The sequence below is a fragment of the Pseudomonas californiensis genome (genome assembly GCF_021147775.1).
Taxonomy (GTDB): domain Bacteria; phylum Pseudomonadota; class Gammaproteobacteria; order Pseudomonadales; family Pseudomonadaceae; genus Aquipseudomonas; species Aquipseudomonas californiensis.
Map to the genome: position 1 here is coordinate 1 of NZ_JAGTPK010000007.1, position 17949 is coordinate 17949.

The following is a 17949-nucleotide window of genomic DNA, read 5'->3' on the forward strand; positions in this document are numbered from 1 at the left end:
TGAACGTTTGCCAACGGCGACATCGGTAGAGGATTACGAAGCCTTGCTGCCGTGGAACTGCGAACCTCGACTTCACAGCTAAGCGCTTTACCTATCTTTTGCCAGGTGGGGTTTATGGAGCGCTTACGATGGTTACTTTCCTGCAGGCAAAAAAACCGCCTCAGTGGGCGGCTTTAAGATATTGAAAACCTGATCGCTCAGCTCCGGGTCCACAAATATCCAAACCAAAAGTGGAAAAACCCTTTATTCATCTGTATGTTCTTGCTCAACTCTTCATTTTTGATTCATAACTGCTAACAGTTTTTTCCCTACATCCGGTGTACCGAGCATAAAGTTAAAAGCTTTCTCCAGAGCAATTTTATCTTCACAATAAACATCCCCAGCATCCGTGATTATTTCGCAGGGATAGCCGTTTGGATCAGACTTCCAACGTGCAAGTTCTTTTGGCGAAGAACTTTCAGCTAAGGGATTGTACGCTACAACTGCCCAATAGCTTCCTTTAACTGGAGTCTTTGCAGCAGACGCAAAGAAGTCAGCAAGCGGATTGGTCTTTAACTTTATTTCCACTTTAACTTTTCCTGCACTAACATTGCCAAGCTGCACATTCATAGCTTCAATGACAGAATCGATCTCATCTTTGTTGTGCTCTGCCTTTTTGGCGGCTTCTATACCTTTATTAAACGAATCTATAAAATCAACCATTTTGAATAACCTTTTCTACAATTCCATAAACAGGAAGGTGATCGAATATAAAATTAGGATTTTTCACCAATTCTACTAGTTCTGGAATTTCCAGAATCAAATCACAATCGTGATTATAGACCCAATTATCGGAAGTGAGAAATGCTTGAGAAAACATAAGCTGGTCAAAGGTATGCCATTTAGTAACTGCTCCACCTTTGTAGAAATAGCTACCCGACCCATGGTGTCCGACGGTCTGTTTACAGAGGTACCGCCAGAAAGGGTTATACAGAAGATGCTTTTTTCGACGTACCAAATCCACATCCCGACTTCCCATGACTTGCTCGCTGAGAGACTCATCAAAGGGTTCGTCGTTATAGTCGCCCAACATAATCACGTATGGAGTTGGCTCGTCTTCTACGCACATGCTATCAAATGTATCTCTTAGCCTCAGGCCGAAAATATGCCGCCTTGCATCGTGCTGCTCGCACCATAGTCGACTAGGCCAGTGCGAGACTAAAATATGGAATATTGAACCATCCTCTAACACTCCGAGATCTACTCTTTTTGCAATTTTTAAGGTGGAGTTTCCCTTGAGTGAAATGACATCCTTCTCTGAAAGCACTGTGATTTTCAGCTCATTACAGATATAGCAAATATCGAAACTTGATTTTCCAGCTCTAGTTATCCCAGAATGAAAACTATACGAAGGGTGATCACACTCGCCAGCAATGAAATCAAAGTCGTCTTGCGACATCTCACCGAGAGCAATAAAGTCGGCACCTGCTTGATTTATCAAATTGATAATAACCCTACAAGCTATCATCCTTTGCTCAGCGGTGGATCTGCTTTTACCGGAGGGCGCTAAGCTAGTATTCCACCAGGCAAACACAATTTTATTTTTAGAAAACACCAACAAGCAATCCTCCATGAGCCTGCCCAGTAAATAGGAACATCCAACTCAGTCTAAATATACGAAGAATTAGAGAGTAACGCTACCAAGCATCGCTGACATGAGCGCAGCTTTCGCCGCATCTGCCGCGAATGCCCCAGCCTGCGTCGGCACCGGCGACGGCCCGTGCGTATGTGACGCCAGTTCTGTCGCCATCTGTTCGATTAGATCGAGCGTGTCGCACAACACCCGGAAAATGTTCACCCCCTCAGACCCTACGTGGTTTTTCGGCGCGACGAGGCGCTGGCTCATCCCCGCCACACTCTTGCGCAGGCCGGCGATCTTCTCCTGCATGTTGCCGCCCACAGTGACGTTGTGGGTTTTGCCCACGGCCAGGTTGAGGTCACGGCCGGTCGCTTGGTGCATATCGTCCAGGGCGGCCAGCGTGGCGGTACCCGCTGAATTGAGCTTGAGCGCGCCCAGGGCATTGATACGCTTGATGCCCCCCCCAACTTCCTCGGTCGAGTGGTGTTGAACGTCTTGGACATGGCTCTGGTACTTCTCGATGTTGCCCAAGGCTTCTACTTCGCGCTCAATCGCGTGGTCACGGATCTTCCCATCGGTCTGGCGCAACCAGTTGCCGTCTGCGTCGACGCGCTGCTGCACCGCATCACTGTGCTGCCACACCTGGTCACCGTTCGGCACCTTCGGCAGGCTCAGACCGTGCGGCAGGATCGTCTGAATACAGGACTTGCTCGGTGAAGCGTATGCGAAGCACACGACCACCTGAGTGCCTTCCTGCGGAAATGCAAACATACCCATCTCTTCGCCGCCCGAAGGCAGCGGCAGCGGTACGCCGTAGAGCACCGACACCGCCGGATCGGCCTCGCCGTCTTGGCCGAGTACTTCGATATCGACCGCGTATCGAGGCCGGAAATCGTCGCACATGGATGCGCCTGCAGGCGCGTCAGCGATGCCCACCACCCGCGCAAAGCGCGGCAGGTGGTAACCACCGGTGAGTTCAGGGAAAAGGCGTTCTACGCTGCGTTTGATTGCGTCGTCCATCGGATAGCCATCTGTGTGCCGGCAAGCGTGACACTGGTGATCCGCTCGCCCTGGTGCAATGATGCGCCTGGTCGTAACCCGGGCAGTGCCGAGACCATCGCGCTTTGGTTGCCCTGGTAGCCGTCAAACAGGCTGACAGGGAGCTGCAGCGCAGGCCTGCCGCCAAAGAAGCTCTCCGCCCAGGAACCGACGAACACCTCGCCGTCACCCTGCTGCTGCCAGATAAAGTCGGGGATCCCGAACACGCCGCCCATGCTGTCCATCGCCTGGTATCCAGCAGCCAGGCTGTAGAAGAACGGCGCCTTGACCTTCGTGTACGGCTGATCGGGCACCCGGAAGTGCAGACCGGTCTTGCTGCTTATCTCGGTCAGCACCGCGCGCAGGTCGGGATGACGAAGATTCAGCGGCAGTGACTTGCCAAGTACCGCGGCCATTTCACGACAGAAAACCACCTGCTCGATGCCGTTTGCCGCGGTGCATCGCTCGACGTAGCCGATGAAGTGACGCTGCAGTGCGGCTTCGTTGTAATCGATATTGAACGTCACCAGGCCGTGGACCTGCGCGCCGGCCTGGACCGTGAACGTGGCCCGCCCGGGGCTTTTCAGATCGAGGCGCACGTCGTCACTCACCAGGGGCACGAGCACCCCGCCGATCGTCAGCACTTTATGCAACTTCATGCTGCGGCGTGCCCCATGAAACCAGGTGTCAACTTTCTTGATTACAGTCTCAAAGGCGGTCAGTTCATGCGGCTGCGTGCCCCATCCGCTAATGTAATGGGCGTTGGGTAGAAGTTAAGTTTCACCCTTTTATCGATCCTGGTCGGGCCAATTCAGAATCGTCCCCCTTGTCCGGACAACAAGCAGCAGCGTTTATCATCCAGAGCCAAATGCACTGAGGGTAAAGCGGAACCGCACACCCACCACGCAGGGGATTTAACACAGCACTCGTCGTAATTCTCCGCCAAACGCTGGTCATCGTGCGCGCTCGCCGCTAGAATTGCGCACTTTTTGATCAGAGGCGCACCAAGCGCCCAATCGGTGTCTGCGCGCGTATCGCCCAGGCACATTCACGCCGAGGTTCGCCATGTCCACCGTCACCACGCCGTCCGCCCCCAAGGTCGGATTTGTCTCTCTGGGTTGCGCGAACGATACTCTTAATATACTCATCCCCTGACCGCGCCACCGGTCGCTATTGAGACAGAATGAGCACTCATTGAGCCAATGATCGTTGACCCGATACTCAAATTTGAGTAGTCTGGCTACGTCTGGATATATACGGAGTCCGTACATTTGGATGGTTCAGGAGATTTCTTGAATTGTCGGAGTTTACGGATGTTCAGATGCCGCCATTGGTTCCGGCCGTGCCGGTTGATGGGTTAGCCCTAAGGGCATCCGCGGAACCCCCCTTAATTGGGGGGTTTGCTTTTTTAGCGCTTGCCTAGCTTTAAATTGTTGCCTTTATGTCCTCTGACGGGCTCCCCTTTAGCTCGTTTCAAAAACAGTTTCCAAGCCTTTATCTTGTCTTCTTTCTTGAAATTCACTGGCTCATTGTCAGCGTACTCATCACGCACATAGGCACTCTCGATGTGCAACCTCACGGTATTCTTCCGATCTTCCTTTCTGACGTTGAAGTAGATTTCGTACTTGGTATCCGGTGCATACCCAGGAAGGACTGCCCCCAGCTCAAGCGTTAGAAAGTTTTCCTTGCCTGTAAAAAAGCATCTCCGATCCTCAAAGGTGCGGACGATTTCAGGCAGTAGAAACGATAAGGCGTGCCGATCCTCCCTGAACTCTCTTCTGATCTGACGGTGATCAATCACCATTCGCTGGATACCCACAGCATGAAAATCTATTTGCTCCCCTTTTTTTGGACCCCGGCTTACGCAGTGTGAACTGAACTGGACATTTACCGTAAGCAAAACCCGAGGCTGTCCAGCCGATGCGGGAACGTCTACTTGAAAGGAGGTATCGCGCAAATGATCAAGCAGCCAGCAAACGCCATCACATTCAATATGCTTCGCTGATTGATGGTCCGGCCAAAACTTTCCTTGCACGAGATGCTCCTTATGACGGAAGTCAGCAGCATATGGGGAGACGTTGAGGTGTCAAGAGGACAAATGGCGTGTACCACATTTGTGCAAAGAGAAAGGAATTCAGAGACCGGCTGTAGGCCACGGCCTATCTGACTCTCAGCAGTTTCGACTCACTGGGTTAGAACCGGTCAGGTCTACTAGCTTGGGAGCGGCGAATATTTTGAAAATAAGGTGTATTCGGGGTTTTTCATTTTTTCACCCAAGCGGGCTGGGCATTCGGCAACACCGGTAGGCTGCCCCCAACCTGTAGCCAGTATTGCAACGCCATGACATTTGTCTGCAAAACCTTGCACGCCGTGCAATGCGCGCTCCCCTGGGTAACCCCACAGCCGGCGTGGCTTGGAGCGTTAGTTGCACCACACCTGGTGTTTGCATTTTTTTGGGACACAAAGCCCGTCGGCGGGAGGGGGATAAGTGTTTTTCCCGGATGTTTTTTCTTTCCATCGCTATTTTTCGGCGGCGTGCATTTCGTCCGGTGAACTGGAATGACCGCCACAACATGTATTACTGTTCATGCATACAGTATTTTTAGAGCAGGTGGTAATGGACATGCATGCAATCGAACGGACAGCGGCGATCGCCACCTGGAAGGTTTTGCTGAATGACAGCATCGCCCTGCTCGAAAATCCTGGCGCGCAACACAAAGCGCTGCTCAGGACCGCCCATTCGCTGCATCGGTCCCAGGTGATTGATCGTGACGACTTGAGCGATATGTTGGAGCTGGCCGACGGGGCGTTGGAGTATGCCGTCGAGGCACAGCTCGACCAACAAGTTCCCGGAGAAAGGTGATGGGCTATCTGAGTTACAGAGGTCCAGCCGATGTTGTTTTCACCATCAGTGAAGGTGATGTCGCGCTGCCTGGTTTACCCGTCCTGTTTGAACAGACCCATACTGCGACATTTACCCTTATGTTCGCGGATCGCTCGGAGCGGTTGAATTGTTCACATGTGAGGATTTTGCTGCCAAACGGACACTTAGAATACGGCCCGGTCACGTATAGAAAATTCGGCGTTCTAGTGTTTAAAACTGGTGATTAATGGGGTAGGCCCAGAGAACAATTATGAATCTTCGCACAATGGAACGGCCCTATTGGGTACGCACCGCTGTGCTGAGGTTGCTGGTAGCCGTTGAGACAGGCGAGAGTATTCAAGCGGTGAATATGGCGCGCCAGCGGGCTGAAGGATTCGTCTCAGGGCTTGAGACTTCTCACGCGCTCAAGCCCGATATGATTGAATTCTTGTACACAGCTTCGACGCAGCGGCTGCCCAGCAGCGGACAGCCCTATGCGACGTAATGAAAGAGCTTACCTAGCGAGACTGGGAGCCAGAATCCGCTAATTTTTTTGCTGCAATAACTACGTTTTCTATTAAGGGATAGCCTTGCACCGAATAATTAACATGCTCATATTCATATTCGAGCACAGCAAGGGCCATCGCGTAATACATGTACACGCACGTCATCATGTTGCTGAAAAGCTTTTGGGCGGTGAAATTTTTGTCTATCAACGAGCCGTGAGCGGCGGGATGCCTGAGTTCATTCCACACCCTTGCCGACTCAACATCAAAGAGCTTATACAATGTATTTGTGGAACTAGAACTTTTCGCCGAACTCAAACTACCTAAAAGTTTGCTCACAACTCTCTCAGTGAATAATGAACCTGGCTCTTCTCCAAGCCTTTTCAGTTCGGGAATAGCGGCCTCACATTGCGCAACGAAGATCGGGTCAGCAGCGCTAAAAGATTTGAAGTATTGCTCGGCCATCCCATCAACTACAACGCAAGCTGCTAGTGCGGCGGGTTCCAAGCCCGACAGTCGAGCGATGGCAATATCTCTATGATAGTGAAGGAACCGCGGTTTTCCGCCCTCACAAAGCCGCACGATGCTTTGGACCAGACTGATACAGTGAGCGGAATGAAATGGTGCCTGACACTCGACAGGGGCTTCAAGTGACCACATGACTCCAAAACTCTCTACTGCGACAGCATCAATAGTGTATATATCAGGCCCCGTGCTGAGTTTATAAAATGGCTTGATTTCACGACCAGCCACAAACTGGAGTGCTTCTAGACAATAGCCATGTAAAGCCTCGTCAAATGAATCATCGGAATCGGTGGAAAACTCTAGCGTTTTTTCATTAACAGTTAGAGCACATGTGACCTTTCCGATCGTAAAGGTAGTTTTGTTGAGCGACGTACCAGCAAGGCTCGTAGTGGATCCATTTGCTGGGAAGCGAAGCTCATCATGAAATGCTATCGTGCGGACATAATGGCGAGTATTGATAGGCTGGCCATGCAGGGTTACGGAAGCGGCAGTCCCACTAAGAACCACACCTCTGTTATGAGTATCTACCTTACTACCGATCCAGACTCTATCAGCTACCCACACGTCCCCTTCTATCGAAACAGCCTCTACCTTAAAATATCCCGATTCTATTATTTGCCCAGGGAGCAAATGAGAACATAGATAATTCGAGTCAACGAACCCACGAAAAAGATTAACCGTTTCTGGGATCACCGGAAAATGCTGAATATCAAAGTAGCCATCTGGGTTTTGTACTATCCGTCCTGGCCCTCGATAAGTCTGGGTCTCATGGGTCAAAACCATGTTAGGGCAATCGAGCGTGAGCCCAAACGCCTGGACATCATTTATCACACGTTGCGCGGCACTTAACAGTGGCTTCATAGTATTCCGTTCCCTGGGGAAAACTTCTAGAGCAACAGAATGCGTGACAACGGAGACGATTCCTAGTGTAAGAACCGGCTATGACATCTACAAAGTCACAGAGCCCAGTTCTGCCGACAGCAGAGCTGCTTTAAAGGCGTCTGCAGTGAACGCGGCCGCGTTGACTGGTGGCTGCCCTACCTGCGGATGCACATGCGCTGCAATCTGGGTGTTCATCTCCTGCACCAGGTCGAGCAGATCGACCACCACCTGAAAGATGTTCACGTTTCCCGAGCCTACGTGGTTTTTCGGAGCCACCAGGCGTTGGCTGACCTGGCTGACGCTCTCGCGTAGACCCTGGATCCGCTCGGACATATCACCACCCACGGCGGCGTTGTGCTTCTTACCCACCACCAGGTTGAGGTCGCGGCCGGTGGCCTGGTGCATGTCGTCCAGAGCGGCAAGCGTGGCAGTGCCGGCGGAATTCAGCTTGAGCGCGCCCAGGGCGTCGATACGCTTAATACCACCAACCTGCTCGGTCGAGTGGGTGGCCACGTCCTGGTCATGACTCTGGTACTTCTCCTGGTTGCTACCACTGTCGACCTGGCGTTCCAGGGACTGGTCGCTGATCTTGCCATCAGTCAGGCGGGACCAGTTGCCGGCGGCGTCGACACGCTGCTGGGCGACGTCGCTGTGCTGCCAGACGTGGTCCCCCTTCGGCACCTTGGGCAGGCTGAGGCCATGCGGCAGGATCGTTTGGATGTACGGGCAATGCGGCAGGCCATAGGCAAAGCACACCACAACCCGGGTTCCTTCGTGCGGAAAGGCGTACATGCCCATTTCGTCGCCACCAGTCGGTACTGGCAACGGCACACCAGGTAGCAGCGGCATGCTGGCGTCGGGCATGCCGTCGGGCGTCAGCACCTGCAGGTCGACCGCATAGCGCGGCCGGAAGTCGTCGCACATGCCCGCATCAGCCGGCGCATCAGCGATGGCAACCACCTGGGCGAACCTGGGCAAGTGGTACTGACCGGACAGTTCCGGAAATTGTCGCTCTACGCTGCGTTTTACTGCGTCGTCCATTTGATGGCCATCTGTGTGCCGGCGAGGGCCACGCTGGTGATCCGTTCGCCATTGTTGATCGATGCACCAGGGCGCAGCCCGGGAATCGCGGCAATGACCGCGCTCTGGTTGCCCTGGTAGTCGTTGAATAGATCCAGGGGCAGTTCCAGCGCCGATCGGGCGCCAAAGAAGCTGTCCGCCCAACTGCCGGCGAACACCTCGCCATTGCCCTGCTGCTGCCACACAAAGTCGGGGATGCCATAGATCTTGGCCAGGCTGTCCATCGCCAGATACCCAGACGCCAGGCTGTAGAAGAACGGCGCCTTTACCCGGGTGTAATCCTGATCAGGCACCTTGAACGACAGCCCGGTCTGTTTGCTGACCTCGGCAAGGACCTGGCGCATGTCGACGTGGCGCAGGTTCATGGGCAAGGGGTTGGCCAGGATCCCGGTCAGTTCGCGGCAGGCAACTACCTGTTCCGTGCGGTTGGTGGTGGTGCAGCGCTCGACGTAGCCCAGGAAATGCCGCTGCAGCGTGCTGTCGTTGTAGCCGATGTCCAGCGTGACCAGGCCTTTAACCGCTGACTCGGCCTTGATGGTGAAAACGGCTCGCCCTGGGCTTTTAAGGTCGAGCCGTACATCGTTCTTGGCCATCTGGTAGACGGTGCCGGCAATGGACAGCACCTGGTGCAGTTTCATGCTCATTTCTGATCACCGCCCAGCCAACCGTCGACCTTTTTCAACACGTTTTCAAAGCCCGTCAGCTCCGGCTGGCCGCTGCTGCTGCCGTCGCTGCTGGCCACGCTGTCTCCTGGGGCAGTTTGGCTGTTGGTGCCGTTGGCAGCGCGGCGTTGCTCGGTTTTCTCCGGGTTGGACAGCTTCTCAGCCAGGGTGAACTGGATAATCCACTGTGACAGCGTGTCGTCTTCCCGGGCGCTAAAGCTATCGCTGAACTGCGCTTGACGCACGCCGAAGGCCTCGGCCGTGTCGTTGACGACTCGGTAGGTCTTGCGCTGGCCACCGCTCTCTGTCGCCTCGGCCATGCTCATCAACGCCGCCAGGTCCGCCGAGTCCTTGTATTTGATCTTCATCGCGACAGTGAGCGTCTTGGGCTTAAAGCCTTTGTCCGCAGAGTCGGTGGCGCTGGTCTGCCCCGACATGTCGTCACTTTCGATCCGCAGGTTGCCCGTCAGCTTGAGGCTGTGGCCACGGATCTGAGTTCCGTCCAGGAGCAACGTCATAGGCCCATCATCTCCTTTACAAAACTCAGCCCCTTGAGCGAGCCCACGAACATGACGCCCGACGACATGACCCATTCGTGCCCGGGCGTGCTGTCGTCCTCCTCGAGCAGCTGCTTACGCAGCTCGGCGGTGTCGCCCGGCCCGATCATGCGGGCCTGCATGCCAGCGTTGTCCGTGCCACTGTTGAGCACGTCACGCAGCGCGGTGAGCCGATCGGACTGCTCGAGCACTTGCTCGGCCTTCCGCTGGGCCAGCTCGGCCAGGTCGCTGAGTGGCGAGCTGTTGGCGGCGTAGGCCTCCAGGTTGGCCAACTGGGTGCTGAACGCTTGGCTGGCCTCGCGCAGAACCGTGCAGCGCTCCATCGGCGCCGTAAACCAGCGGGGTTGCTCACCTGCAGCTGGGATCTGCCACTTCTCGGTCTCCAATTGCACCAGGTTCTGTGCTCGGCGCTCGGCGCGCTGCAGGTCGCCGATCGGCATCAGTGCGTTGAACTTGCCCAGCAGGCTCGACATGCCGTCGTATTGCGTGCCCAGGAACAGAACAACGACCGCGTGCTGGTCGTCGCCGTCCGGACGATTCGGGTCTGAACTGTCCTGCAGTTTGTCAGCCAGGCGCTGGACGACGCCCGGCGCCGACAGCGAGCACTGATAGCCGGTGCTCTCGCCAACCCCGGACTGGAACGGTGTCACGGTGATACAGCGCGGGATCTCGCCAAACTGGCCGTCCAGGGCCTCGCGACCGATCGCCACGGCGCCCTTGGCGATATCGCCGATAAGACTCAGATCGGTGGTGACTAGATCTGCAATGCCGCTCAGGCGTTCGGCCGTGCTCTGCAGATCTGCGGCGGCCATATCCTTAGCCTCGTCCAGTTTGCTCATCCAGCTGGTGGCCTCCTCGGGCCACTGCATGGCGACGGGCATCCAGTTGAGCGGGATCATGGTTGCTCGTCCACAACAGGCGCCTTGCCGCTCAGAATACGGCTGACGCGATCGGGTGTGAGTAATGGTTCTTCGCCAGTCGACAAGAAGGTGATCACCTCGATCAACCCAGGGTCATTCAATTCAACGTAATCCAGGCGAGGATCCTCCAGCATCTGCAGCAGATCGCCTGCGCCTGGATTCGAATCACGCACAGCGCGAATAGCGGCTCGTTCAGCCAGAGTGAACAGCAGCAGAAATTTCGGCGCGAGGACCTGCGGGCTTTGCCCGTCAAACACCCAGGCACCGTTTTTAAAACGCTGTACCGCGCCGTCTTCCCGGGCAGGAAGTGGCGGCAACGGCGTGCTGTTTTCAAGAATGGTGTAACCATCGTCAGCGCCGATCAAAAGACCGTCCGCATCGAAGATAAAGCGAACTGTCATTACTTGACCCTCACGAATTTGCCAGCGGTGCCAGCGATATACATCCAATCACTCGTCGTACTGTTTTCGGTGTACGTGAGCTGGTTGTAGGTAGTGCCATTGCTCTGAAAAGGAGCTGTAGTGAGAAAGACACCATTGCCAAAAACCGAATAGACCAAACCGTTAATGCCGTTGGGTCGCTGAATCCAATTAATGGCATCTGTGGAAGTCATGGAGCCATAGGCGCTGGAGCCGGTGCAGAGAAAAACACCGTCTCCATAAGCAAGTTGCCCACCGGCATATGTGGAAGGTGTGACGCGAGGGGTCCAAACAAGACCGTCCGGAGACGTAACGATCCCAAACCCGGCGGCGCTGCTGCCTACAGTGGCAACGAACATATTGTTCGCATACACGACAGAGCTGTAGGCCTTGTTTGGAAGTCCTGGAACCTGGGCAAAGTTGACGCCATCGGTGGTGCGAATCATGTTGCCGCCTGGGTTCATTGCAATGACGCAATTTGGCCCAGCCGCTGGGTAATACCCGCCGGCAGGCGTCGCCCTTTGAGTCCAGGTGATTCCGTCCGGCGAAGTCGCACAGGCGGTGCTGTTCGTGAACGCGACAAAAAGCCCAAGCTGATCTGACCAGATTACTGACTGATAGATGAGCGACGGCATAGCGCTTGTTGTCCAGGTAATGCCATCCGCAGACACGCAGCACGTAGAGGCAGCACTACCCCCTTGTGCAGTCCCTACAGCAATAAACTTGGTATTGCCGACGGGGCCACCATGGCAAATGCCATTCCAGAGCAGGTTCGATGTTGTTAATGCGGGAGTCCAGGTGATCCCATCGGTTGAATATAATGAGTCAGAGGAGGTGTTCGAGGGGCCCGACGTCATCATAATGACGAACTTTCCTTTACCGAAAGTTCCGCAGCGCGCGAGAGATGAACTACCCGTCAATGGCTGCGCGACCAAGCTGGTAGTAAACGCATTTCTTCGGGGAAACGCCGCCGACATTTGGGGATACTGCGACCGTTGGATCATTGACCCAGCAGCTTTGAATGCATCACCACTGGCGAATACATCGGCGTAGCCGCCAAGTGGAATGTTCCCACCGGCCGCATTAGATGACGATCGGGTTGATAAGAAGCCCATTATTGATCCTCCGCGCCAAATGCACGCACTGAGACATTCCCCTTGGTAGCCATGGCCCAGATCTTTTCCCCTGGGTCCATACGCATCCCCACGTCCTCCCAGGGAGCGTTGGCATCCACGGTTACACCGGGCGTGATGCACTTTTCAGGACTCGCGGTTGGCCCCATCCATACCCAGTAACTCACCTCTTCGTTGTTCTGGTTGGCCATCCGAATGTTTACCGTGATCGGTGTGGTGCCGGTGTGTTCGTAAATCGATGTGGTGATGTTCGCTGCAAGCAGCGCGGACCCAAAGAATGCGGACATGTCTGTTCCTTCAAAATTGTGCGAAGTAGTAAATGTGGGAACGCTTCGGCATGGCGACCTGGATCTGCTCAGCCAGACCGCTACCGTTGCCGCCGAGCTTCACCACCGTGCGCAGGTCGACGATGGAATTGGCGTTGGGTAGGTGGGCGATCGGCACGACGTAATGCTGGGTGGCAACGCTGTCCAGGTAGTCGGCCAGGCCGGTGCCGAAAACTATCTTCCAGGTGGCCACGACCTCGTTGAGCTGGCGCTCCAAGGCGCAGTCGAGATAAGCAATGGTCGGGAAAGACGGCGGCGCCACGATCACATGTGAGGCGTTTTGAATACGGATGCCTTCGCCATAGGCGATACCCGGAGCGACCTGGTAAGCGCCGGCGATCTTCTCCAGGAGCAACGCGGTATCGAAGAACGCGGCGCGGCCGTAGATATCGCGGTTGCTCAAACGCTCGCGCTGGTCGATACCGAACAGGCGCACGGTGTAATCGAACTGCCAGGTCTTGGCATCAACAGTGACACCGGTCAGGGCCATGGCACCGTCAAACACCACCAGGAAGTTGCGCGTGATGTTATTGCCCGTCTGCAGCGGCGGAACGTTGCGCCGCTTCTGCTGCAGGCCGACGTAGGAGACCGCGAACAGCACGCCTTCATCGGACTGCAGGCCAATCCAGTTGTAGTCCCAATCGCCCACGTCGCTGCCGATCTGGGCGCTGTACACCACCTGGTTGGGGTTCACATAACCGGACGCCCAATCGGGAATGGCCACGGTGTAAACGATGTGTTCAGCCGCTGGCGTGACTTCCGCCCGGTTCGCCGGCGCGTTGAGGGCCAACCCGGGGATATTGGCGAAGATGAACTGTGTGATGTTCAGCGGCAGGTTGGCCGCTTGTTTCTGCGCAATCAGCTGCTCGCCGGCAGTGGTGATGAACTGGGTCATAAAACGTCCTTACAGCCTGGCCACAAGCGTCTGCTGGTCATGGTTGAAATCGATCATGGCCATCTGCATGGTCACGGTGGTGATGGTTACGAAGTCATAGCGGCGGCATGTCCGGCCGTACTGCTGCACTAGGACGCGCAGCAGCTCGGGGTTCTGCGACAGCTGAGAGTCGGAAAGGCGCAGCAGCACCACATCCCAATCCCGATCGGGCATGCGCTCCTCGATCTCGATGTAGCCCACTCCGAGCCGCACCAGGATGCGCTTCAACCCGGCGGTGCTGCCGGCGTCCACGGCGTTGACGAAGGCGTATTTCACCCGCAGCCGGTACAGGCTTTCGGGCTCGCCGCTGAATCGGGTGATGTCGCGCTGCCAGGCCATCAGGTCCAGCACGGTCAGGTGACAGGTCTCCAGATCCAGCTGCAGGAGAGGCCACTGCAGCCAGCCCTCGACCTTTTCCCAGTACGCCTGGGCGCTGGCCTTGAGCTTGGCCAGTTCGCCGGCATCAAGCCAAAAAGGCAGTTCGAGCTTAATCACCGAAAGTCACCTGCAGCGTCTGGATACGGGGAATGGTCAGCTCGGACACGATGTCGCTGTTCAGGAAGCGCAACGATTCGATGCCGGCGAACTGCTGGTGCAGCTCTTCGCCCAGGCGGCTGAACGAAAACCGCGACTGCGGATAGGTCAGCGTCGGCTGATAGTCGCTGTCCGTGCTCTCGCGGAAAGCGGCCCGGATGAACAACTCGACGTTGCCCTTGAGCGTGTCTCGCTCGGCCTGGGCCAGCACAGACTTCGGCCACAGCTTCATGGCGATATCGTTCTGGGTCTCCGGGATGATCATCACCAGGAGATCGTCGCCATGGCCGTGATTACCTTCGTCCATGATCTTGCTGTTGATCTGCACCAGGTACGACTGTGCTGGCACATCGGCCTCAAACAACACGTAGGCATTGGCGGTACCGGGACCACGCGGGGCCCCATGCTCGAAATACACGCCATTGGGCTGCACGCCCTGGAACGCTGAGATCAGGGCGCGGTAAACCGAGTCGGTGTGCCATTGATTCACGGCGCTGAACTGGTTGCGTGTGCGCAGGCGCAGCTCGTCGTCGGGTTCGTCATCTGCGCCTGGCGTGGTCAGCCACCCTTCCGGGTTGGTCACCGCGATAACACCGGCGATCGGCGTGGGCAGCACGCCGTAGTAACCCGGGGCGAGATTGTGGCCGCTGCCAGGCAACGCGGCTTCCACCGGTGCCAGGACCGTGGTCTGCCCGTCAGCGAACTGCGCGGCCGCGCTGGTCACCAGCTGGTACACGTTGCCGTTGATGGGTGCCGACTGCACAACAGTGCCGGCGGGCAGCTGCAGCACGCCCGAGGATCCGGAACGGGTGAACAGCACATTGCCGATCGCCTTGCTCTCACCCTTGCGCGCAATGTCCACCGCCCAAGCAAGGGTGTCGAGCCAAGCGCCGCCGGCCGTCTTGACGAAGAAGTTCGGCAGCACGGTGTCGCTGAAAAACGTCAGGATCCACAGCACCGGCTTGGTCACCAGGGCCGTGACGACACGCCAGAACGGCGAGTAGGCCGACGTATTGGCCACCGTAGCGCCTTGGGCGGTTACTTCCGCCTCCCAGGCAGCACGCAGCGCGGCATCGGTCGTAGGGATTCCGGAGTCGGCCAGGGCCTGTTTGAAGTCGATATCGCTCACAGGATCACCTCTACGTCACCGAACTGCAGCGTTTTGGCGGTGATCAGGTACTGGCCGTTGCCCAGATCTTTTACCCGGGCGGTGCCCGGTACCAGACGCACGTCGGTTTCCACCAGCAGCTCCATTTGCTGGCGGTAGTCGCGCTTGATCAAGTTGCTGCGCTCGGCGACAAGGGAGACCAGCAGACCGCTGTCGCGGATCATGTGGCCGATGTCCTGGGCAATGCAGGCCCTATCGACTACCAATTCCGGCTGTCGGCCGAGATCCAGCACCAGGTCGTTGTCGACGATCAGCAGATCGAGGTATTCGCTCATCCGCTCACCGCCATGCCGACCATGCTTTCCAGTTCAAGCGGGGTCATCGGCTTGTCGTTCTTGATGGTCAGGTTTTCCACATGGATGCCTTGTTGCGTCTGATTGTTGGTGGTGTTCTGGATCGAGCGCAGCAAGCCGCCTGCCGGTACCGCGTTCGGGCGCAGCGGCGAGATGCTGGCGGTGTTAGCGCTGATACGTTCGCGGGTCTGGTCGGCCTGCTCGCCCAGGGAAGGGACGCTGACCAGCTGCGGGACTTGCGGCGCGTTCACCAGGGGCACGGAGATGCCGGGCAGCTCCGGCGCCTTTGGCATGTCGCCAAACGATGCGTCGATCTGCACGCCCGGGATTTTGTTCAGCATCTCGATCAGGCCGCTGATCGCGTCCCGGAAAATCGAAACGATGCCGTCCCACGCTGCGCTGGCCAGGCCGGTCCACCCACCAATGGTGCCGAACCAGTCCGACAGCGCCTGCAGCTGCCCCGCGATCCACTGGAAGGCAGCGGTATTCATCAGGGCACCGGTCCATTCGTCCCAGTAGATGATGGCGGCAGCGACCGCCACGCCAAGGGCAAGGATGCCAGCGACGATCAGCAGAACCGGGTTGGCCAACATGGCGGCGTTAACCAGCCAGATCGCGCCTTGCCAGAGCATCATGCCGACCCGGACCATCCCCATCCAGGTGTACAGGGCGACCAGGCCGACGACAAATGCAGTGACCATAACCGTGTGGAACAGAAACATGGCGATCGAGCGGAAACCGGTCCAGGTCAGCAACTTCCAGATCGTTATCATCGACAGCCAGACCATTTTGCTCATGCCCACGATCAGGGTCATGGCGGACATAGCAGCGATCAGACCGAACACCACCAGCGTGGTGATGCCGATAACCCGGGTGATGTTGGGGAACATCTGGGACCAGCGGGTCAGCGTCGACGCGATGGCCATCAGCTTTTCCATCAGCGGGGTCAGAATCGGAATCAGCGCCTGGCCGAACGAGATACGCAGGGCCTGCACGGCGGCGCCGAACTGCTGCCACGGGTCGACCATCGCTTGGGCCATCTTCTCGGCTGACTCGAGTCCGCGGACTTTACCCAGCTCCGTGATCCCGTGTTTCAGTCGGTCGGTGTCCTTGGCCAGGGCGCCGATCACTTGGGCACCTTCCCCGCCGAATGCGGCCAGCAGCTTGGTGTTCGCCGATGCGGTGGTGAGGTCGCCTAATTTGCCTTCCAGCTTGGCGAGCACGTCCATGATCGGCAGCATGTTGCCCTTGGCGTCGGTCAGCTTGACGCCCAGGGTCTTGGCGCCATTGCCGGCGTTCTCGAAAAACGCTTTCAGGCGCCCGCCGGCATCGCCGCCTTCCATGGTGCTGCTGAGCGTGCCGATCACCGCGAACTGCTCTGCGATGCTCATTCCGGAAGACGTCGCAATGGCGCCCACTTCCTTAAAAGCATCCTTGAGCTGCGCGCCGTCAGTCCGGAACAGCTTCACGACCGTGGCGGTTTGGCCGCCCAGTTGCTCGACCCATTTTTGCTTGCCCATCGCGTCGGCGCCGGACTTGAACACGTTGTACATGGTGCCGACGTACTGCCCCATGGTCTCGGCGTCAGATTTAGTCGCTTTGGCCAACAGGTTGCTGGTGTTGGTGAAGGTGGCCAGCTGGTCGCCGGCCAGGCCTTTGATTGCCCCGCTGATGCTGTAGGCCGATTCCACAAACTCGGCCGCACTGGTGGCGTACTGGACAGAGAACGCCAAGGCCTTCTTGTTCAGTGCGTCCAAAGCGTCCCCCGCTACATCGAGCGATCGCACCTGGCCCAGGGCACGGTTCATCTCAAGCGCCGGTTCCAGGGACTCGGTAATGCCCTTTGCCGAGCCGATTAAGCCGCCCAGGCCTAAGCCCATCTGCTTGATGTTGGCTTCACCTGCAGCAGCCAGGTCGGAAAAGGTGGTTTTCACCTTGCCCAACGGCGCGCTGACCTTATCGGTCAGGCTGAGAATGAAAGCAAGGCGGGCGGAGCGATCGGCCATTAAGGGTTATCCGTTCAGTGCGTGAGCGATGCCGTTAGCGACGGCGATTTCCATGCGGCGCCAGTGCTCGTCCTCCAGCCATTTGGCTGTGCCCATGTTTTCAATGGTGAGGTCGGTACCGGGGAGCCAGCGGGCAGTCAGTGCGATCAACTGCCCCAGGCCGTCCTCGGTCAGGCTGTCAGCGTGGCCAAGGGCTTTTTTACGAGGACTTCAAGCTTCGGCGAGTACTCCTCCAGCAGTGCGCCCGCCAGCTCCATGACCGTGACTGGATTGACCAGGTACGGTTTCAGCGCTGCGCGCTGGTCCTGATGCACGGTGTTGACCAGCAGGTTGTTGGCCGGCGCGACCTTGTTCGCCTGGGTGGTCGAGTTGAAGTACTTCGTCACCACCTGTGGATCGAGCTTGAAGGTGAAGTCGAGGTCGCCGATTTCCAGGGTGATTTCGCGTACAGATTCGTTGTTTACGTCAGTCATGGTGATTTCCGT

The 17949-nt window shown here is 56.8% G+C and carries 21 protein-coding genes; 1 reads left to right on the top strand and 20 read right to left on the bottom strand.

Annotation, left to right across the window (positions count from 1 at the left end):
- Window positions 1-273: 273 nt before the first annotated feature.
- The 5 genes from KDX37_RS08425 to KDX37_RS08445 all read right to left on the bottom strand — a co-directional run bounded on the left by KDX37_RS08425 (window position 274) and on the right by KDX37_RS08445 (window position 4691).
- Entirely contained in the window at window positions 274-702 is a 429-nt protein-coding gene (locus KDX37_RS08425; RefSeq protein WP_231652218.1) for a hypothetical protein, read from the bottom strand.
- Window positions 695-1594: an endonuclease/exonuclease/phosphatase family protein gene (locus KDX37_RS08430; RefSeq protein WP_231652436.1), complete on the bottom strand. Its 900-nt coding sequence runs from the start codon at window positions 1592-1594 to the stop codon at window positions 695-697. Before KDX37_RS08430 ends, KDX37_RS08425 begins: the two co-directional genes overlap by 8 nt.
- A 69-nt stretch (window positions 1595-1663) precedes the next feature.
- Window positions 1664-2638 (bottom strand): hypothetical protein, encoded by a 975-nt coding sequence (locus KDX37_RS08435; RefSeq protein ID WP_231652219.1) that lies wholly within the window; start codon window positions 2636-2638, stop codon window positions 1664-1666.
- Complete coding sequence (locus KDX37_RS08440; protein ID WP_231652220.1) at window positions 2611-3315, bottom strand: hypothetical protein; 705 nt, start codon at window positions 3313-3315, stop codon at window positions 2611-2613. The genes KDX37_RS08435 and KDX37_RS08440 overlap by 28 nt, the downstream gene beginning before the upstream one ends.
- A 749-nt stretch (window positions 3316-4064) precedes the next feature.
- Window positions 4065-4691: a hypothetical protein gene (locus KDX37_RS08445; RefSeq protein WP_231652221.1), complete on the bottom strand. Its 627-nt coding sequence runs from the start codon at window positions 4689-4691 to the stop codon at window positions 4065-4067.
- A gap of 552 nt (window positions 4692-5243) precedes the next feature.
- Between KDX37_RS08445 and KDX37_RS08450 the strand changes: the two genes are divergently transcribed.
- On the top strand, window positions 5244-5519 hold the full coding sequence (locus KDX37_RS08450; RefSeq protein ID WP_231652222.1) for a hypothetical protein: 276 nt from the start codon (window positions 5244-5246) through the stop codon (window positions 5517-5519).
- 518 nt (window positions 5520-6037) lie between these two features.
- Here KDX37_RS08450 and KDX37_RS08455 read toward each other — a convergent pair.
- The 15 genes from KDX37_RS08455 to KDX37_RS08525 form a co-directional block, all read right to left on the bottom strand.
- Complete coding sequence (locus KDX37_RS08455) at window positions 6038-7411, bottom strand: hypothetical protein (protein ID WP_231652223.1); 1374 nt, start codon at window positions 7409-7411, stop codon at window positions 6038-6040.
- Window positions 7412-7498: 87 nt separating this feature from the next.
- Window positions 7499-8473: a hypothetical protein gene (locus tag KDX37_RS08460; protein ID WP_231652224.1), complete on the bottom strand. Its 975-nt coding sequence runs from the start codon at window positions 8471-8473 to the stop codon at window positions 7499-7501.
- The gene (locus tag KDX37_RS08465) at window positions 8458-9156 is read right to left on the bottom strand and encodes a hypothetical protein (protein WP_231652225.1); all 699 of its coding nucleotides are present in this window, start codon (window positions 9154-9156) and stop codon (window positions 8458-8460) included. The genes KDX37_RS08460 and KDX37_RS08465 overlap by 16 nt, the downstream gene beginning before the upstream one ends.
- A complete protein-coding gene (locus KDX37_RS08470) occupies window positions 9153-9692 on the bottom strand; it encodes a baseplate complex protein (RefSeq protein ID WP_231652226.1) in 540 nt (179 codons plus the stop codon). Before KDX37_RS08470 ends, KDX37_RS08465 begins: the two co-directional genes overlap by 4 nt.
- Window positions 9689-10630 carry a hypothetical protein gene (locus tag KDX37_RS08475; protein WP_231652227.1) on the bottom strand — a complete coding sequence of 314 codons (942 nt, stop codon included), beginning with the start codon at window positions 10628-10630 and terminating at the stop codon, window positions 9689-9691. The genes KDX37_RS08470 and KDX37_RS08475 overlap by 4 nt, the downstream gene beginning before the upstream one ends.
- Window positions 10627-11052 (bottom strand): hypothetical protein, encoded by a 426-nt coding sequence (locus KDX37_RS08480; RefSeq protein WP_231652228.1) that lies wholly within the window; start codon window positions 11050-11052, stop codon window positions 10627-10629. The genes KDX37_RS08475 and KDX37_RS08480 overlap by 4 nt, the downstream gene beginning before the upstream one ends.
- Window positions 11052-12185 carry a hypothetical protein gene (locus KDX37_RS08485; protein WP_231652229.1) on the bottom strand — a complete coding sequence of 378 codons (1134 nt, stop codon included), beginning with the start codon at window positions 12183-12185 and terminating at the stop codon, window positions 11052-11054. The genes KDX37_RS08480 and KDX37_RS08485 overlap by 1 nt, the downstream gene beginning before the upstream one ends.
- A complete protein-coding gene (locus KDX37_RS08490) occupies window positions 12185-12490 on the bottom strand; it encodes a hypothetical protein (protein WP_231652230.1) in 306 nt (101 codons plus the stop codon). The genes KDX37_RS08485 and KDX37_RS08490 overlap by 1 nt, the downstream gene beginning before the upstream one ends.
- 10 nt (window positions 12491-12500) lie before the next feature.
- Window positions 12501-13424, bottom strand: coding sequence for a phage tail protein (locus tag KDX37_RS08495; protein ID WP_231652231.1), 924 nt, complete (start codon window positions 13422-13424; stop codon window positions 12501-12503).
- Between the two features lie 9 nt (window positions 13425-13433).
- Window positions 13434-13958, bottom strand: coding sequence for a phage tail protein (locus tag KDX37_RS08500; RefSeq protein WP_231652232.1), 525 nt, complete (start codon window positions 13956-13958; stop codon window positions 13434-13436).
- Complete coding sequence (locus tag KDX37_RS08505) at window positions 13951-15126, bottom strand: baseplate J/gp47 family protein (RefSeq protein WP_231652233.1); 1176 nt, start codon at window positions 15124-15126, stop codon at window positions 13951-13953. Before KDX37_RS08505 ends, KDX37_RS08500 begins: the two co-directional genes overlap by 8 nt.
- Window positions 15123-15440 (bottom strand): DUF2590 family protein, encoded by a 318-nt coding sequence (locus tag KDX37_RS08510; protein WP_231652234.1) that lies wholly within the window; start codon window positions 15438-15440, stop codon window positions 15123-15125. Before KDX37_RS08510 ends, KDX37_RS08505 begins: the two co-directional genes overlap by 4 nt.
- The gene (locus tag KDX37_RS08515; RefSeq protein ID WP_231652235.1) at window positions 15437-17464 is read right to left on the bottom strand and encodes a phage tail tape measure protein; all 2028 of its coding nucleotides are present in this window, start codon (window positions 17462-17464) and stop codon (window positions 15437-15439) included. The genes KDX37_RS08510 and KDX37_RS08515 overlap by 4 nt, the downstream gene beginning before the upstream one ends.
- A gap of 6 nt (window positions 17465-17470) precedes the next feature.
- Entirely contained in the window at window positions 17471-17614 is a 144-nt protein-coding gene (locus KDX37_RS08520) for a DUF6890 family protein (protein ID WP_231652236.1), read from the bottom strand.
- Window positions 17615-17634: 20 nt separating this feature from the next.
- Window positions 17635-17937, bottom strand: coding sequence for a putative phage tail assembly chaperone (locus KDX37_RS08525; RefSeq protein ID WP_231652237.1), 303 nt, complete (start codon window positions 17935-17937; stop codon window positions 17635-17637).
- Window positions 17938-17949 lie beyond the last annotated feature (12 nt).

Excerpts from the sequence above, each read along its gene's own strand:
- KDX37_RS08480 (WP_231652228.1), bottom strand. The coding sequence starts at position 11,052 with ATGACAGTTCGCTTTATCTTCGATGCGGACGGTCTTTTGATCGGCGCT.
- KDX37_RS08515 (WP_231652235.1), bottom strand. The coding sequence starts at position 17,464 with ATGGCCGATCGCTCCGCCCGCCTTGCTTTCATTCTCAGCCTGACCGAT.
- KDX37_RS08455 (WP_231652223.1), bottom strand. The coding sequence starts at position 7,411 with ATGAAGCCACTGTTAAGTGCCGCGCAACGTGTGATAAATGATGTCCAG.
- KDX37_RS08470 (WP_231652226.1), bottom strand. The coding sequence starts at position 9,692 with ATGACGTTGCTCCTGGACGGAACTCAGATCCGTGGCCACAGCCTCAAG.
- KDX37_RS08490 (WP_231652230.1), bottom strand. The coding sequence starts at position 12,490 with ATGTCCGCATTCTTTGGGTCCGCGCTGCTTGCAGCGAACATCACCACA.
- KDX37_RS08460 (WP_231652224.1), bottom strand. The coding sequence starts at position 8,473 with ATGGACGACGCAGTAAAACGCAGCGTAGAGCGACAATTTCCGGAACTG.
- KDX37_RS08435 (WP_231652219.1), bottom strand. The coding sequence starts at position 2,638 with ATGGACGACGCAATCAAACGCAGCGTAGAACGCCTTTTCCCTGAACTC.
- KDX37_RS08450 (WP_231652222.1), top strand. The coding sequence starts at position 5,244 with ATGCATACAGTATTTTTAGAGCAGGTGGTAATGGACATGCATGCAATC.
- KDX37_RS08525 (WP_231652237.1), bottom strand. The coding sequence starts at position 17,937 with ATGACTGACGTAAACAACGAATCTGTACGCGAAATCACCCTGGAAATC.
- KDX37_RS08495 (WP_231652231.1), bottom strand. The coding sequence starts at position 13,424 with ATGACCCAGTTCATCACCACTGCCGGCGAGCAGCTGATTGCGCAGAAA.
- KDX37_RS08485 (WP_231652229.1), bottom strand. The coding sequence starts at position 12,185 with ATGGGCTTCTTATCAACCCGATCGTCATCTAATGCGGCCGGTGGGAAC.
- KDX37_RS08510 (WP_231652234.1), bottom strand. The coding sequence starts at position 15,440 with ATGAGCGAATACCTCGATCTGCTGATCGTCGACAACGACCTGGTGCTG.
- KDX37_RS08475 (WP_231652227.1), bottom strand. The coding sequence starts at position 10,630 with ATGATCCCGCTCAACTGGATGCCCGTCGCCATGCAGTGGCCCGAGGAG.
- KDX37_RS08425 (WP_231652218.1), bottom strand. The coding sequence starts at position 702 with ATGGTTGATTTTATAGATTCGTTTAATAAAGGTATAGAAGCCGCCAAA.
- KDX37_RS08440 (WP_231652220.1), bottom strand. The coding sequence starts at position 3,315 with ATGAAGTTGCATAAAGTGCTGACGATCGGCGGGGTGCTCGTGCCCCTG.
- KDX37_RS08465 (WP_231652225.1), bottom strand. The coding sequence starts at position 9,156 with ATGAGCATGAAACTGCACCAGGTGCTGTCCATTGCCGGCACCGTCTAC.